At 28.6% G+C, this 17,238-nt stretch carries 14 protein-coding genes; 13 read left to right on the top strand and 1 reads right to left on the bottom strand.

The window, feature by feature from the left end:
* Window positions 1–1,096 precede the first annotated feature (1,096 nt).
* On the top strand, window positions 1,097–2,068 hold the full coding sequence (locus MOK21_RS10605) for a hypothetical protein (protein WP_249073908.1): 972 nt from the start codon (window positions 1,097–1,099) through the stop codon (window positions 2,066–2,068).
* Window positions 2,037–3,263, top strand: coding sequence for a hypothetical protein (locus MOK21_RS10600; RefSeq protein WP_249073907.1), 1,227 nt, complete (start codon window positions 2,037–2,039; stop codon window positions 3,261–3,263). The genes MOK21_RS10605 and MOK21_RS10600 overlap by 32 nt, the downstream gene beginning before the upstream one ends.
* Before the next feature lie 1,639 nt (window positions 3,264–4,902).
* Here the strand turns inward: MOK21_RS10600 and MOK21_RS10595 are convergent.
* Window positions 4,903–5,103, bottom strand: coding sequence for a hypothetical protein (locus MOK21_RS10595; RefSeq protein WP_249073905.1), 201 nt, complete (start codon window positions 5,101–5,103; stop codon window positions 4,903–4,905).
* A gap of 382 nt (window positions 5,104–5,485) precedes the next feature.
* Between MOK21_RS10595 and MOK21_RS10590 the strand changes: the two genes are divergently transcribed.
* The 11 genes from MOK21_RS10590 (at window position 5,486) to MOK21_RS10540 (ending at window position 17,221) form a co-directional block, all read left to right on the top strand.
* Complete coding sequence (locus MOK21_RS10590; protein ID WP_249073904.1) at window positions 5,486–5,719, top strand: hypothetical protein; 234 nt, start codon at window positions 5,486–5,488, stop codon at window positions 5,717–5,719.
* Between the two features lie 210 nt (window positions 5,720–5,929).
* A complete protein-coding gene (locus tag MOK21_RS10585) occupies window positions 5,930–7,390 on the top strand; it encodes a competence protein CoiA family protein (RefSeq protein ID WP_249073903.1) in 1,461 nt (486 codons plus the stop codon).
* A complete protein-coding gene (locus MOK21_RS10580; RefSeq protein ID WP_249073902.1) occupies window positions 7,377–9,968 on the top strand; it encodes a hypothetical protein in 2,592 nt (863 codons plus the stop codon). The genes MOK21_RS10585 and MOK21_RS10580 overlap by 14 nt, the downstream gene beginning before the upstream one ends.
* Window positions 9,958–10,794: a hypothetical protein gene (locus MOK21_RS10575; protein WP_249073901.1), complete on the top strand. Its 837-nt coding sequence runs from the start codon at window positions 9,958–9,960 to the stop codon at window positions 10,792–10,794. The genes MOK21_RS10580 and MOK21_RS10575 overlap by 11 nt, the downstream gene beginning before the upstream one ends.
* Before the next feature lie 75 nt (window positions 10,795–10,869).
* Window positions 10,870–11,199, top strand: coding sequence for an HU family DNA-binding protein (locus MOK21_RS10570; RefSeq protein ID WP_249073900.1), 330 nt, complete (start codon window positions 10,870–10,872; stop codon window positions 11,197–11,199).
* 59 nt (window positions 11,200–11,258) lie between these two features.
* A complete protein-coding gene (locus tag MOK21_RS10565; protein WP_249073899.1) occupies window positions 11,259–11,561 on the top strand; it encodes an HU family DNA-binding protein in 303 nt (100 codons plus the stop codon).
* 200 nt (window positions 11,562–11,761) lie between these two features.
* Window positions 11,762–11,953, top strand: a complete 192-nt coding sequence (locus tag MOK21_RS10560; protein WP_249073898.1) for a YonK family protein — start codon at window positions 11,762–11,764, stop codon at window positions 11,951–11,953.
* 11 nt (window positions 11,954–11,964) lie between these two features.
* On the top strand, window positions 11,965–13,182 hold the full coding sequence (locus tag MOK21_RS10555; protein ID WP_249073897.1) for a hypothetical protein: 1,218 nt from the start codon (window positions 11,965–11,967) through the stop codon (window positions 13,180–13,182).
* Window positions 13,183–13,501: 319 nt separating this feature from the next.
* Window positions 13,502–14,506 carry a hypothetical protein gene (locus tag MOK21_RS10550; RefSeq protein ID WP_249073896.1) on the top strand — a complete coding sequence of 335 codons (1,005 nt, stop codon included), beginning with the start codon at window positions 13,502–13,504 and terminating at the stop codon, window positions 14,504–14,506.
* A 43-nt stretch (window positions 14,507–14,549) separates the two neighbouring features.
* Entirely contained in the window at window positions 14,550–15,434 is an 885-nt protein-coding gene (locus MOK21_RS10545; RefSeq protein WP_249073895.1) for a hypothetical protein, read from the top strand.
* Window positions 15,434–17,221 (top strand): terminase, encoded by a 1,788-nt coding sequence (locus tag MOK21_RS10540; RefSeq protein WP_249073894.1) that lies wholly within the window; start codon window positions 15,434–15,436, stop codon window positions 17,219–17,221. Before MOK21_RS10545 ends, MOK21_RS10540 begins: the two co-directional genes overlap by 1 nt.
* The last annotated feature ends 17 nt before the right edge of the window (window positions 17,222–17,238 follow it).

Below are 17,238 nucleotides of genomic sequence, written 5' to 3'. Positions count from 1 at the left end.
TTAAATAATAAAATACAACACGAAAAGGATCGATAAAACATGATAATCAAAATTATTGTAAATTTTCAATGTAGAAGCCTATGATTACACGTAGAGAACACCATAAACAATTTAGTATTAAAGAGCATGTAATAAAGCTTATAAGTAAAGTTATCTTTAAATTAAACCTTAATCCGCCTACTCCACTGCCTAGTACAAAATTAAAATTTGAAAAGTGGAAATGCGAACCGCTTCAAGGTGAACAGTTATATTTTATTACAGTATGTAACAATGAGATAAATAATGGATTACGCAGTATAGAAATAATAAATGGAAAAGTAATTGATATGGTTAAAAAGTCAGACGATGAATATAGAATTAAATTTAAAAACAATAGAGTCTACAAATTGAGTAGATATATTTAGCGTGAAATTATTTAATAAAATACATAAATAGTATTGTGTTTTATTAATTTATGGTATATAATAGTAATATATTAAAGGAAAGGAGATGACACAGTGAAGTATGGATATTGAACACATTATCATGATAACAGGCTCAGTCGTAGCAATCTTTAAAGGAATTACTTCTTCCTTAAAAGACATACACGATATGAGGACAAGCAAAAAGCGACCTTCTTCTAAGCCCTACCAAAAGCCAAAGAAGAAAAGTCGCAAGTAGTCGGAGGGGATTTATTCCCCTTCCCTATTGATAATAATATTACCATACTCACTTAAAATATGCTAAAAAAAATCGGTTATCTTAATTTATTTTTTATCTTGTTCTTACCGTTTCTTATGTATCAGTGGATTGATTTCGGAAACTTAACTGTATTTGATTGGGTTATTATTGGATTGTACGGAATACTTGTGATTGTATTTATAGTTAGAATTGTGATTACAGTGATTGGATCAAAGGGAAATTAAAATGAGAATTGTGATATTTTGAGCAGCTAACTTATATTTAAGCTGCTCTCTTTTTGCCGTTACTAAAAATTATAAATATATAAAATACATAACAAAGGATTGATTCAAAATTGAATATGATTAGAGCCGATACATTATAGAGTTGTACCACTTCCCTACTACACATTAATAATAGAAAAGGAATTGATTAGATGAACAGTAAAACTGAAAAACTAAAACAAAGAAAAGAAGAGTTAGAAAAGGAATTACAATACATAGAGTCCCAACTTATTGATAACGAAGAAGTAGCTGAAGTATGTATACCATGCGAACATTATTATGGATCATCTTCCAGTGTATTTTTAATATTTGGCATCTATGATTCAGAATCTAATGACCCGAATCAAGAACATGTAAATTGTTTCATATGCAAAAACAAAATAAAAAGACATCACTCATTTATTAATAGTTTAAAGCTAGTTAGAGATGATGATTTTTTAATTCAAATTGCAAATGAACATAGACCATTTCTGACAAATGAAACATTAAAATGGTTAATGAACATGATAGTAAACATATCAGTCCCCTCTTTCTTTGTTAGAATTAATAAAAAGCATGGAATTCAAAACAATTTAGACGAACTACTAAAACATAATTACATAAGAGTACTGGAAGCAGAAAACATTAATCACGTTACAGTCATTTTAAACGCAAAAAAGTTAAGATTATATGAAAATGAAGATGTACTTAACACAATGGAAGTACAAAATCAATTTAATTATCCATACATAACTAACAAAAATAAAAGAATCGAAAGATTGAAAAAATTAAAGAATGACTTTACAGAAGAAGAAAAAAGTGAATTATTAAAAATGTTTGATGATAAATGTGCGTTTACAGGTAAAGAAGTAAATTTGCATATGGATCATGTAATACCAGTTGCATGGGAAATTGAAGGCACTACACTTTCTAACATGCTTCCAATTTGGGACAGTATAAATTCATCTAAGCATGATAGTAACGTATTTGAATGGTATAAGAATAACGCTAAAAGATTTGATATCAAAGAAGATCTATTTATTGATGCCTTAACTTATATTGCTGAATTAAACGGATATACATTTGATGAATACAAAGAGTATGTATATCATTGTGAAAATATTAAAAATGGAAAGGTTGATTAATATTAATTTAGATAACGTTAAGGTTGGAGACGTATTTAAGAATTATCCTGAATTATGTACTGTATTAGGTGAAAAAGTAAAATCTGGAGCTGCTAAGACATCACAATTAAAAGAATTGGAAAGATACATTGACTACGATAAACAAGGACGTAAATTTATTATCAAAGAAATATACCAAGAGCCAAAAGAAAAGAATGATAACCGCTCATTAAATGGAAATACAGCACCGTACATAACTGATGCAGAACTATTACTTATTGATTTAATGCTTTGCGGTGACGGTGAATTGTTGTTACCTAATAATGCACTTATGCAAGCATTAAAACTGGTTAATCATAATTATAGTAAGTATTATGGTTACAATCGCCCACTCCTTGCTAATGGATTAAATATTGATTTAGAGCATGTTAATGACTATTACAATAATGTAAACAGTTCCCTAGTAGGAAACTTAAAGACAATTATGAATAGGCTCGAAAAGAAAAAGCTTCTATTTCACAAAGAAGTTATTATGATTAAAGTTGTCGAGTTAGCTTCTACTAATTACAATGAGTATGGAAATTTAAAGCTATATATCGATAGCAATATAGACCATAATGGAATAGAAAGGACTACATATAAACCTGCACCGTTACAAACCAAAGAAGCTCTTAGAGAAGCTACTACAGATGAATTAAGAAACATATTACGTATACATAGAGAAACAATGATTCAGTTAGGATTCAATAAAGATGATAAATACAATGTACTATACAAAGAAGGATTGACATTCAAATTTAATAAGATAGTAAATGATAGACTATTAAAGGAACTAAATATACTTAGAAGTTTCAAGTCACACCATCTTATATTTAATAATGATCACTTGGAAGATGAGCGCATAGATTTGTTAGATAAGATAGAAAAGCAATTAATACATAACAAAGTTAATTATGAAGTAAGGAAACGTATAATGGAAAATGCACGCAATCGTTCTAATGATGCCAGTAAGATACTTATAGATTATTTAGATAAAGATAAGGATGTGAACGATAAACTGATTAGACGTTCAAGTACATCATACATAAATAGCTATGAGTTACTCAATACATTCTTAATTGATAATAGCTTAACACCACAACAAGCACATGCAATGTTTAAGATACAACCAAAACAAGTTGAAGATATTACTTTAGAGTTACCAGAGTTAATGTGATTAACGGTATAAATACATAAATTATTTTGGCTATAATATCCCTATTTAATACTAATATATAATGGAGGATATTATAGCCAAGTTTCAACGTTGATCGTAATAAAGAGATTAAGTGCCTGACGCACAACTGCAAGCAGTCGTTTGTCCACAACGCTAACAAGTTAGTTAGCTTATGTGACTATCATTTATATAACAGTTAATAACTAGATAGTATGTTTAGTGTACAAGTAAAGTAAGTTGATAAGATAATAATCATCAAAGTTAAAGAAGTAAGATATAGGAGTACTACTTGTAATATGACTATCAAGCACTATTACTATATGTAAGATACTATGCAACTACATTTTATTTTTCTCATTTTTATATTTTACATATTCTATTGTTTATATAAAACATTCAATTATTATTGCAATGAGTAGTACCAGTAACCTTAATAAATAAATGTTATCCTATTTTATTATTTACATAACAGTTTAACATTAGATTAGTAGCGAGTTGAAATATACTTGCTGCTTTTTTATTTTGTATGGAGTTTGATTATTGAATTTTGCTGATTAAATTGTTAGTTATTTATAAATGTGTATATGCTGCTAACAGTTATAAGTATAGTTAGAGTGATATTAATGTAATTGCTACCAGAGTAAAGAGTTGAATATAATAATTTATACTACAATTAAAATTATCAACAAAGTTATACACAGGTTATCAACATATCCACAAAAAGTGAAATACTTAAAAAGAATACCTCGACTGTGCGCGTCCTGTTATACTACGAATATAACAACACATTCTAAATTTTGCTGATTTAAAAAAGCTAATATTCGATTTTATATAATATAGTTATACTTTACGGTTATAGGAGCATATGTTCGTATTTTTTTATGAGATATTGGAGAGTTTTAGGTGTGAGAGTGGTAGTTGTAGATGGTATTTATTGTAAGATATAGGTAAAATAATATACATTATATGCCCTTATAGCTTGGATATGGGGGTTAGTTTACATCTTGAGTTTTATGGAGTGATCAATTATTAGGGCTACCACATCTATTTCCACACCATGATAATTTTTACGTTTTCATATTTTCATCACTCTCCTCTCACCTTCTCTATCAATAATCCGATATACCTAAAATTAGTACTACTTACCTATTTAATCACTGTTCCATTACTCGTAATCGTAATCGTAAATTTCATCAAATATCCTTACTATCATTGAATATCATAGAATAGTAAATTAGTCACAAATCACACTTTTCAACCTATATTCACCGTATTTTCACCTCTAAAACCATTATAAACATTGGATATTCACGACTAAACATGAACGACTATTTCCTATATAAATTACACATTACATGTAATATCCTTATAAACGTTGAATATAAGCTTAATTTTGCAGCTCTAATTAAACATAAAAATGACTCGAAAATAAACGACTAAGTAGCATCATTCCCCTTATATAATCTACATTTCTACTATTAAAATGAGATCTAGTTACGAGTAATGATACTTTCATTAGAAATCGTCTTTTCGAGTCAAATTATTTAACTATTTATCAAACATATGTATTCCTACTAACTAACTTATAATACAAATTTATTATTTTTAGTAAAATATTGATATGTATTTTAAACTCAATCTAGCTTAGATAATTATTCTTTTCAACCATATCTAGTGCATAATTTAAAACACTCATCTTAGGTATATCATCTTTTGCACACATTGCCAGTAACTTTAATGATTCCTCTGGTTGTGAAATAGATAACTTACTGATCACTAAAAGTAATGCAGACTCGACAGATTCATCTTTCTTTATATGTACTCTCTTTACATTATTCATTTTAATAATTCATTCCCCTTCCTTATTATATATTATAATTATTGGAAATTTTCCTATAAATTACAAGTATAAAGTTAGTGATTGTTATAATTTTACTTCTGACATATCATTCACTATAGTCAATAATACAACAATTCAAATATGAATGAAATGTTATTTCTTTATTTTTCTACAAGTTTCGACAAAACTTCTTACCAATTAATTGAAAATTAAGGTTTATATCTTTATTTAAATTTATTTTTAAATCTCACTAGATGATTTGATAGTTTCGCATTATTATATAAACAAGAGCACAATTAAATAACAAAATACATAATTATCTTGACTTTGTGTTTAGCAATGATATAATTTAATAAAATACATAAAAAGGAGATTGGTATTATTGAAAAGCTATGAAACAATTAATGAAGAGGTATTCGAAATGAATAAGACTAAGGAGATCAACTTTAGTAACAGCGAGATCATGTACTACTTGGAAGAAATGATTAGTGTGGGTATGGTAGAAGATTATGAATTAGAAGCTCATCAGGATATAAAGCAGTATGGGAAAGTTAAAAAAAGTGCTTTAAAGAAGATTAAGCGTAACATGTTTAAATTATATAATGAGAAGTTTTAATAAGAATACATATGAAGCATGACGTGGAATTGCTGCTAATTAATACAGCGTTAATATGAATGATGTGGTACTTATTATTAGAAAATAATAAAGACTTGTTAAATCAATTGGAATTAATTAAAAACGTATACTTAATTGTTACTAAATTAAGTTTTAAAATTATTATAATAAATACATAAAATTATAAGTAAAATAAGGAGAAGCTACGCTATGAACGTTAATCTATGGTTTGCAAGAGATGAAAATAATGAAATTATAGGTGTTTTAAACGCAAGTAATGATAATACATATACCTGCCCTATTTGTACAAGTAAAGTAATTCCTAGAGCATTAGAATCTAATCGAGTAACTCCCCACTTTGCACACATTGATAAAGAAAAATGCTCAAGTGAATCAATGCTGCATTTTTGGTTTAAGCACAAGTTTATTGAACGTGGAGATACATTTACAATTAATACAGATGAGAAACATACATATAAACCTACGTATACTTGTAAAGATTTTAAAACAGAAGTTACATATCAATTAGATTCAGGTGTATATAGACCAGACATCGTAATCGAAACGGTTTGTGGGAATGAAATTGTTTTTGAAATGGCAAATACCAATAAGAAACAAGTTAAAGATTATATTGATCGTTGGATTGAGTTAGATAAAATTGTTGTTGAAGTAGATATCCAATCATTAACTGATGAAAGTAAAGCGACGGAATTCAAAGCTCTATATTATAACGGTAAATGCTTCAATTTCAATAAACGTGACGGTGGATATTACAATACTATCGGTAAATTGAAGGAGGAATTGAAACAAAATAATGAGTATGATATTGAGTTAGTTAAGAAGTTGGATTGGTTTTGGACTGAAATTTGCAAATATGAAAATGATGAATCTATTAACTTAGATGAAATGTATTTATTTTTAGAAGTAATGAGACCCAAGGAGTTCATGTTAATCAAAAAAGCTTTAATTAAGAGAAAAAGTAATGAGATAATTAAAGGATTTATAGACAAGTTGAATAAAAAGACAAGAGAAGAACAAAGAAAGAAAGTTAAAACTATAGAAGAAAAATTCTTAAATACCAGTTACTTAAATCAGATCTTAAAAAATAATAATGCAGATTATATTGTTGAATTCATAGAGTTTTCTATTAATAAATTCTATATTCATTTTCGTAACAAAAGTGAATCGTTGTATAAGTTGGATTTTAAGATGTATAGATATGATGGATTGGACATCGAGGAAAGGTTAAATAATATACATAATAGGATGGCATATAAAGAAATAGAAAAAGAATTAAAGCAATCTATCGAGGAATTAAATGACGATTATAAAGAAGTGTCTTTTAAATTAGACTTTGATAGAAATGGCTTTAATATTACAGTTAAACACCTATTCAATAGATTGGATGAGTTATTCTATTTTAATTACTATAATTACAATGAAATTTACGACCATAGAGATGCTTTTATTGATAAAAATAAATTTAAAAGTGAATTACTTGATAAATCATTTAATGGTTCAAGGGAAAAAGAATGTAAATCTTGTAATAACTTGTTTAACATTTCTTCGAAAGAATATTTCTTTTATGTCGGCAATAAATTAGAGTTGCCAAAGCGATGTAAGACATGTCGAAAGAAACGAAAAAAGGAGAGATTGAATGGAGAAAATTAAAATGTACTCGTTATTAAAGATCAAAATACAAGACATAATTAAATCTGACTACCATCTATCTATTGATGATGACTCAAAGAAAAAGTATCAAATTAAATTACCGGAATCTCTCCTATTTCAACAACTAAATATTGTACGTGGTCATGATTCTAAATTAATTAATGAGTTCATTTTTGTGGAAGCAAAAAGAAATAAAGACAGAGAAGATAAGTTAATCAAATTATTGAGAGATGGCTTCACTTGTAATGATAAAAAATACATAAGATATGGCAAAAGTCCATCTCAAGGTAAGGATGGTATTACAACATTTATACAAGAAGAGTTTTATAGAGAATTAACCGAACGTAGTAAGTTGGGATTAGAAATTGAAAAGTGTGTAATCTCTAAATACGAAAGCTACAGATCGCTTATATTTAGCTCGTGCCATATCGTAAATGAAGACTTACCTAACATTGTCATTGTAGATGAGTATGAAAAATTAATACCTAACCAGAAAATTCGATGTGCTGAAGTAAAGGAATTTGAGCAAGTAGACAAAAATACAGGTGAAAGTAAAAAATATAAGAATAGAGTCATTGTAGAGGATACTACTAATATAAGTATCTCCCCTTTTGATGGGTTCGGTTTACATACTAAAGAAATATCTACACTATTAAGGAATGCTGTTTCTGAAAAATGCGAATCAATTTTATTCCAAATAAGAATGCCATTTATGAAAGGTGTAACTATCGAGTTTAATTTCAAAGACTACCTTAAAAATGAATTAAAAGTGGATAAAATTACTGATGTTTTTGGTAAAGTACATAATGTAGATGATATAGATTGCCTATGGAATACAACTATGTGGAAAGGATATTCGTACTTCAAAAAAGAATATGGTGATAACGGTTGGATTAAATACATAGAAAGCGTCAATAAATACGGCTATAAGTTAGGTGTAAGCAAGTACAACCATTACAAGGACGAATTAAAGTTGTATTCACGTATGAACTTTCAATATCTACAATGCTTAGATTTATTGAATTCTAAATATGTAGATAAATATAAAAAACATGATTTTGATTATGATATCTTAGATGAATCGAATCATGGTAAAATCATAAACTTAGCTAAATACTCAACAAACCTAATTGAAAACATTGTGAATGGTGATAAATTATACGCTTTAAAGTTTTTAGGAATACATAATACAGGTAATCTAGATGAAATCACAAGCAATTATGAAAAGGCTATATTAATAAACGACGCAATGTTGGACGATATCAGCGTAAAGAAAATGCTAAAGCGTAGGATTAATAAGACAATTGATATGATGAAATATGGAAAAATATATGTCAAAGGTTATTATCATACGGTTGTTGGAGATATTATAGGTTATTTAGAGTTTTGCGCTAATAAAACTGTGAAAGGTTGTTTAAAAAAGGAACAATTTTTAGCAAAGACGCTCCCATTAGGTAAAGTTGCATCTATGCGAAGTCCATTAGTAGATGCCTCTGAAGTAAATATTGTTGATTTAATTGAAAATGAATTTATAAACAAGTGGTTCTCACATTTTCAAGATCATGATGTTGTAATGATAAATATGTACGATTTGACTATGCAACAACAAGGCGGAATGGATATGGACGGAGACACTATTCTGTTGACTGATAACGACATAGTTATTAAATCTAAGATTAAACTCCCAATAGTAGTAGATATGGAAGATAAGAAAGGTGCTGACCCTGAAACATATGATACAGAAAACATCATCAAATATGAACTTAACAGCAGAGATAACCGAATTGGAGAAATAACAAATATTGCTACATCTATCTTAAATCACTATACAGAAAATCCTAAATGGAAAAAGATAAATGAAGACAATATTGCCATGTTGAGGCTTTATCAAGGTAAGGAAATAGACTTTTTAAAGACAGGTTTCAGATGGCATATGACAAAGAATCTAAGTAAGTACAAAGATAAACTACCTCACTTCTTACTATATAACTACCCTAATAAAATGAAACGTTATAAGAAAATCAAGGAAATAAATAAATCATTAGAAAATGAAGATAAAATAAATACTGATTCATTTAACTCCCCTACCCCACTGAACGAATTATGTGAATATATTTGTCAGTGGGAAAGAAAAAAGTTGAAGATGAATAATTCAGTTAAAAATAGTCAGAAGTTGTTGACTAATAATTCATTGGAGTTAAATGATAAAAGAATAATACGTAAAATATCATCCGTCTATACTGAGTTCACAGAGAAACTACGTGAATGCGATGAAGATAACATAAATGAGTTGTATGTTGAATATGGAGATAAGTTAAATGCATTAAAAAATGAGACGCAATCGTTGCCTACTGATGATTTTATTAATTACTGCATTAAAACAGCGTATCGATCAATGGGAATTGATAAATCCTTATGTTGGTATTTGTTCGGTGATGAGATGATTAATAACTTAAAAAACAACTCCACTATTACAAAGGAATTGAAAATTGTAGAGTGTGATGAAAATGATACTGATGGCAAAGAGTTCTTAGGAAGGTATTATAAATTCGTAGGAGCTGAAGTCGATGTTGAATGAATTGTTGGAGGATTATCAAGAATTTAACGAAGATGAAGCTTTAGATGAATTTATTAGATTATTGTGGAGTAGTGACTATGGTTGTAGAACGTATAGAAAAACCTATGCGTTCAAATTGCAACCAGAACTTCTTAATAATAATGATGAATTAATTAAAATCTTTGAACCTTATCAAAAAATTAAAATTAGACACGTCATCAGTTATTACAATGATAAGCCTAACTCCATCGATATGATAAGAATACATATAAACAATATGTACATGTATCTTACTAATAGTGAAGTTTATATGTCTAAGGAATACTTTAATTTTAAGATACAACCCAAAAAATTGTATTTTAAAACAATTGAACGTATCAAAAATGGAGAAGTTGTAAATATAGATGAAATAAGAAATCAATTATTAGATTTTGAAAAAAAGACTGAAGAGTTACGTTTAAGAGATGTTGGAAAGAAAATAGAATTACCTTTTAACGAATATAAGAAAATTATAAATGGATACATATTTAGAATATTTAACAATTACAAGTCACCATTTGAGTACGAACAGGAAAATGGATGGGAATTAAATGTCATACATGATGCGTGGCACGAAGATAATTATATCGTAAAGTATTTTTGTAAGAGTTTGACTGGTTATATGAAGAATTACATTAGAAATAACAAAGAAAAAGAAATCAGGAAGAAGAAATGTAATCATTGCAATGAAGAATTTATTATTGCAAACAATAACCAAAAATACTGTACAATATGCTCTCCTGTAGTAAGAAGAGAGAAAGTAAGAAAGAATATGAAGAAAATGAGAAGTAAGAAGTTATCATTCTAAATGGTATTTATCACAGTGGATACAGGTTGAACATATGTCAATATGAAATTTACAAGGATAAAAAGGATGATAATAATGAATAATGCGAAAAGGGATGATTTGAAGCGTGAATTAAAGAATGTACTTAATAATAATCAAAAATTTATAGATTCAATAAGCAAATCAAACCAAAAAGGAATTGGATTAGAAGACACTGACTTTATTATAGAATCAATACTATCTACTATAATCAAATTAACAGATGAATATGATGAGCTAATGTTGCAAGGATTCGGAAGTTTTAAGTCTGTAATTAGAAATCAACGCAAGTATAATAACTTCGGTAAAGATGAAGTCGTAGTAGAAGCTAAGAGAGTTCCTAAATTTAAAGCAGGTAAAACATTTAACGATACAGTTAAGCGTTGAATTTTAAATAAACAAAATACATAAAACAAATTTAAGTGGATAAAAGGAGAAATTAAATTATGACAGAAAAAATTAACACTCAAGAATTAGGTAAAGACTTACAAGGAATTTTAGAAGCAAAAGGAATCGTCATTAAAGCTAAAGAATGTAAAGAAATTGTAGAAGAGTTTGTAGATGCGATCTTTAAACGAGTAAATGATGGTGAAACTGTAAAGTTAGGTGCTTATGCTGATTTAGAACCTCGAACTCGGGCAGCTCGCAAGGGTCGAAATCCAGCCACTGGTGAAGAAATTGATATCGCTGAATCTCGTGCTGTAGGATTAAAACCTCATAAAAAATTAAAAGACTTATTAAAAGGCTAATTTTTAATACACAGTAAATTAATACAGACGTTTTAAATACAAAATGGAGTTAGTGGTAGGGTTCTCCCCTACTCTTCTCTATTAATTAAATTTTAATTAAATAATCCTATCTGTAAAAACAGAACAATTAGTTCATTAGAATTTTGCAGATAGGATTATTTTTGTACTTTTAATTATACGGAGAAAAGGATGATGAATTTATGGCTAAAGAAAATAAAGGCTTTGGATTTAATGGGAAACTGAAATTCGAAGATGGTAAATATTACATTACTGAAACAGTTAAAGGTGTAGAATCTACATATGATTTTTCAGCAAAATTAGATGAATTCTTAGGTAATCATGTTTCTGTAAGTGGAAAACTAGAAACTTCTATTGATCCAATTGAAGATTAAGGAGCGATTAAATGACTTCTTATGATTTAAAACGTAAAAGTAATGAAGAATTCGAGGATTATCACGTTCGCTTATTTGAAGATATGTCTATACATGAATTAGATTCAGATGAGGTAGCTGAACTTCTTAATAGAGAATACGGAGTTAACTATTCAGAATCTAAGTGGCGTAAGGATTATGCTCAATATGCAAAATGGAAAGATTATATCCTTTCAAAACACAATAATGATACTGAATTAGATAAACTTACTATTAAGAAATTGGAGCTGCAAAAAGAACGTAACAAGCTATCATCTGAGAAAAATGAATTAAATAAATGGATTCGTGAACAGGCTCGTACTGAAAATATTTATGAGAAGATTGAACAAGCTATCGCTAACCTATCCTCTATTCAAGTTCCTAAAGTTGAAATTAAAGAGAATAACAACAAACGTACAGCAATTATTGATATCGCTGATTCGCATTTTGGTCGTGAAGGTAAAATCACAGGATTCAATAATGAAGTATTAGCTGAGTACAGTGTAGATATCTTTAAACGTAGAATGTGGGATTTATTAGAGTATGCTATTGCAATTATCGATAAAGAAAAGCTAACGCATGTTACGGTGTTAAATTTATCAGATTCAATCGACGGTTTACTACATATGAACCAATTACAATTTCAACAATTAGGTGTAGCAGACCAAGTAATGCAATTTGCAGAATTTATGAGTGAATGGTTAAATGCTTTATCTGAGTACGTTACAATCGATTATCGTTCAGTATTAGGTAATCATAGTGAGAATCGCTATTTAAATAGTTCTCGTGGTGAACTTGCTCAAGAAAATATGGAACGTTTAATTGAATGGTACATTAAGACTCGATTAAGCTCTAATAATCGAGTAACTGTATATGAAGCAAAGAATATTATCTATTTTGATGTATTAGGAACTAAAATTTTGAGCGCACATGGTCAAGATGAGAGAAATTTAGAAGTTTCTATTAAAGATTACATGATGATCTATAATGTCCCTGTTCACCTTTTCAAAACTGGACATTTACATCATGGAAATAATAAAACTATTGGTATGAATGGTTTACAGAACATTGAGTTTGTGCAATCCCCTTCTATTTGTGGTATCGATGAGTATAGTTTAAAACTTAAGAAGACAGCTAATGCAGGCTCATTGATTACAATCATAGAAGAAGGATACGGTAAACTTTGTACATATGATATTCGTTTGAATTAGGTGATACATATGAAAAATCTAATATTTGAAATCAAGTTACTGCTTTTATATATGTGCAGCAAATTAAAAATTTATTAAAACGGTTATTTTATTTAAATTAATACATAATTACACTTAGATTTTAAGTAGATATTTATAGAAATCTCTCCTTTTAACACATCTATATAGGTTTACCGCTTATTTAGGTGTGCAATAAAGCAGAGATGCTTATTGAGTAGGAATATTTAGGAGTAGCTACCTGAATATAAGTGTACACATTCCTTACACTACCCTACTCTTTTATTTTTTAGGAATGAAAATACATAAAGGAATGATGTATTTGTTAATAAGCGATTTTGTGGAAGTAACATTAAATAGCTCAAACATCTCTTATTACGAGGATTTAGGCTATGAAATACCTAGATGGAGAAGAAGCACAAAAAGAAGTAAAACAGATTTAACTGTACGCAAAGGTTCTAAAATTATTGTAGATATTAAACACGTACCTAAAGGATCGCATATGAAAGTAAATGTACAATGCGATTACTGTGGAGGAATATTACATAAACCTTATTTTAAATACATATCACAAAATGAGAATAGCACAATCAAAAAAGATTCTTGCAACTCATGTAAAGGAAGAAAGACTAGTGAGTATATGAAATTAGTTCATGGAGTCAATCATAATTCACAACTATACAGTTTTAGAGAAAGTGTTTCTGATAAAAATAGAACAGACTCTTTTGAAGTTTTATCGGCATTTAATAAATTGAATTATACTATGTTAAGTGAATATGTGCGCTATGCTGACCCAATAGAATTTATTTGTAATAAGCATGAATGTCTTGGAATACAGATCACTTCTTACAATATAGTTAAGAATTTCCAAAGTGGATGTAAGGCTTGTCGCTATGAAAAGATAAGTGGAGAAAATTATTATAATTGGCAAGGCGGAGTAACTAATATCTATAATTATCTTAGAGGTAAATTAGGTAAATGGAGAAAAGATAGTTTAGATAACGCAAATTATAGATGTCTCCTTACTAATTCAGAAGAAAATTTAGTAGTTCATCATCCTTATAATTTTCATAAGATTGTACATGAAGCTTTAAATTGTTTGAATCTTAAAGTCCATGAAAACTTAGATGATTATAGTGATGACGACTTATCAAAATTAACTAATACTTGTTTAGAACTACATAATAAATATGGTTTAGGGTTAGTTATTTGTAAAAGTTTGCATAATAAATTTCATGCAATATATGGTAATAAGAATAATACATATGATCAATTTAAAGAATTTAAGAACAACTACATAAATGGCGAATTTGGAGATGTCGTATAAACGGTGTCTCTTTTTTTATTTATAGAAATGAGGTGGATTATAGTTGTCTACTGATAAAGAAATAACTTGCTGTTGTTGTGGAAATATTAGGAAAATAGAAGAATTCTACTCATCAAGCTCTTATTTTATGAAAAATAAAGGTAGAGTTCATACATGTAAGAAATGTTTATGGGAATATGTGATTCCTGATGATAAGGTAAGTTATGATATCAATAAGGTAAAAGAGGTTCTTTTATCTATTAATCGTCCATACATGAAAGATATTTGGAACGCAGCAGAAAATGAATCCCTTTCTCGTGATACAAAGTCAGATATATTCAAACTATACATGAAGAACTTAGGTATGAAGGATTTTAGAGATCTGACATGGGATGATTCTGATTTTGATAATAAAGTTAAAAAAGAAGCATCGGAACAAGAAGTTCGTTTATTAGATGAAGAAGATTATATTTATTCACCAGAAGAAATAAAGAAAATGAAAAGAGTTTGGGGAAACAACTTTGCGGAACAAGATTTCATATTTTTAGAAAATTTTTATGGAGAATATGAGAACAACTTCCCTACAGACACACCTGCCCAAATAAATATTTATAGAAATCTAGCTAAAATACATTTGCAAGCAGAGAAGGAACTAGAAAAAGGTAATATTAAATCTTATAAAGACTTAATGGATTTATCTTCAAAAATGCATAATGATGGTAACATTAAGCCTATTCAGTCTTCTGGAATGAATGATGATAAAGGTGTTTCAACTTATGGTATGTGGATTAAAACCATTGAAAATGATGAGCCTTGTGAATACTTCGAAAATAAAAAGACATATGAAGACTATGATTATTTTAGAAGATACATAGAAAAGTGGTTTGTTAGACCGTTTAAAAATATTTTCAACATATCAAAAGATTTTGATGTAAAGGATGATAAATAATGTCGTCACATCAAAACTTTCAAGTAGATAGAAATAAGCACTCTAAGGGTCAAAATCAATTAATCAAAAGCAATCCAAATAAAAAACGTATAGAAAATACAAGTAAAAATGATAGAATGCGTACTCAAATGAGGAAATGGACTTCGTTTTATCGTTTGAATGTACATAGGTTTGTTGAACATTATCTAGGTATAGAACTATTCCTGTTTCAAAAGATATTGATATTTTTTATGAATTTGAATTCATATGTAATGATTATTGCTGCTCGTGGATTATCTAAATCATTTATCATATCGATATACGCAGTTTCTCGCTGTATACTTTATCCTAATACTAAAGTTATAATAGCTTCTGGTCAAAAATCACAAAGTAGATTAATCATTACAGAAAAAATAGAAAAAGAACTGATGCAGTATCCGAATGTTGCTAGAGAGATTAAACAAATTAAAACCTCAGCAAATGATGCAAAAGTAATTTTTCATAATGGCTCATCTATAGAAGCCGTAACTTCTTCTGATGGTTCACGAGGTTATCGAGGAAATATTTTAATATGCGAAGAATTCAGAATGATAGATTTTGGTATTTTAAATACTGTACTTAAGCCTTTCTTGAATGTTTATAGACAACCACCGTATCTAAAGAAACCTGAGTATGCTCATTTAACAGAAGAGAATATCGAGCTTTATATTTCTAGTGCTTGGTACACATCTCACTGGATGTGGAAAGCTATGCAATCATCTAGGGATTTGATGCTTCAAGGTAAAGATTCCATGTTATTTTCATTGGATTACTTAACTTCCCTGCATCATGGATTATTGAGTAAAAAACGTATCGAGAAAGACAAAGAAAGCTCTAACTTTGATTCAGTGGGATTCATGATGGAATATGAAAATTTAATGTATGGTCAAAATGAAAATGCATTATTTGCTCTAGAAGATGTTAATAAGAACAGAAAATTGAAAAATATATTCTATCCTATAGATAATGTGGACTACTCAGAATTAAAGAATAAAAGAAAAGAAAAACTAAAAGACGGAGAAGTTAGGATTATAGGGATAGATATAGCTTTGATGGGTGGTAAGGCAAATGATAATACTGTACTTACTTGTACTAGATTAATTCCTAATGGTAGTACGTATTTAAGAAAAGTTTCTTATATAGAAACGATAGAAGGTAAACATTCTGAAGATCAGGCTATTAGAATAAAGCAGATATTTGAAGATTTTCAAGCATCATACATAGCACTAGACTGTCATGGTAATGGTATGTCAGTTTATGATGAGTTAGTAAAAGTCCAATATGATGAACAAAGAGATGTTGAATATGAGGCATGGTGTTCATTTAACGATGATGAAATGAGAAGTCGTGCAAAATCACAAAATCCTTTACCTGTTATATTCTCAATTAAAGCAGGTGTTCGTTTGAATCATGAAATAGCGTCTTCCCTACGTGTAAATTTACAAAATTCTAATATAGAGTTACCTATTAATGATTTAGAAGCTAGAGAAATTCTAGCTGAACGAAAATACTATTTGAATGCTTCCGAGGAGAAAAAAGCAGAATACATTAAGCCTTATCTACAAACTACAATATTAGTAAATGAGTTGGTTAACTTAGATCATGAAATTGTAGGTGGGTTTATTAAAGTAAAAGAAAAATCAGGCAAGAGAAAAGACAGATACTCTTCTCTAGCGTTTTCTAACTACTTAGCTAAAATTTTAGAAACTGAAAATCTATCTTCTGATTTTAGTACATATGAAGAAGACGATGAATTAATCTACTTCTAAAAAATACATAAAATAAT

The sequence above is a fragment of the Lysinibacillus sp. BPa_S21 genome (assembly GCF_023337795.1).
In the GTDB taxonomy this organism is placed as follows: domain Bacteria; phylum Bacillota; class Bacilli; order Bacillales_A; family Planococcaceae; genus Lysinibacillus.
The sequence above is the reverse complement of the archived record's forward strand: the minus strand, read 5'-3'. Positions and strand labels throughout refer to the sequence as shown.

Coding starts and splice junctions, on each gene's coding strand:
- MOK21_RS10605 (WP_249073908.1), top strand. CDS start 1,097: ATGAACAGTAAAACTGAAAAACTAAAACAAAGAAAAGAAGAGTTAGAA.
- MOK21_RS10575 (WP_249073901.1), top strand. CDS start 9,958: ATGTTGAATGAATTGTTGGAGGATTATCAAGAATTTAACGAAGATGAA.
- MOK21_RS10595 (WP_249073905.1), bottom strand. CDS start 5,103: ATGAATAATGTAAAGAGAGTACATATAAAGAAAGATGAATCTGTCGAG.
- MOK21_RS10585 (WP_249073903.1), top strand. CDS start 5,930: ATGAACGTTAATCTATGGTTTGCAAGAGATGAAAATAATGAAATTATA.
- MOK21_RS10580 (WP_249073902.1), top strand. CDS start 7,377: ATGGAGAAAATTAAAATGTACTCGTTATTAAAGATCAAAATACAAGAC.
- MOK21_RS10540 (WP_249073894.1), top strand. CDS start 15,434: ATGTCGTCACATCAAAACTTTCAAGTAGATAGAAATAAGCACTCTAAG.
- MOK21_RS10565 (WP_249073899.1), top strand. CDS start 11,259: ATGACAGAAAAAATTAACACTCAAGAATTAGGTAAAGACTTACAAGGA.
- MOK21_RS10560 (WP_249073898.1), top strand. CDS start 11,762: ATGGCTAAAGAAAATAAAGGCTTTGGATTTAATGGGAAACTGAAATTC.
- MOK21_RS10570 (WP_249073900.1), top strand. CDS start 10,870: ATGAATAATGCGAAAAGGGATGATTTGAAGCGTGAATTAAAGAATGTA.
- MOK21_RS10555 (WP_249073897.1), top strand. CDS start 11,965: ATGACTTCTTATGATTTAAAACGTAAAAGTAATGAAGAATTCGAGGAT.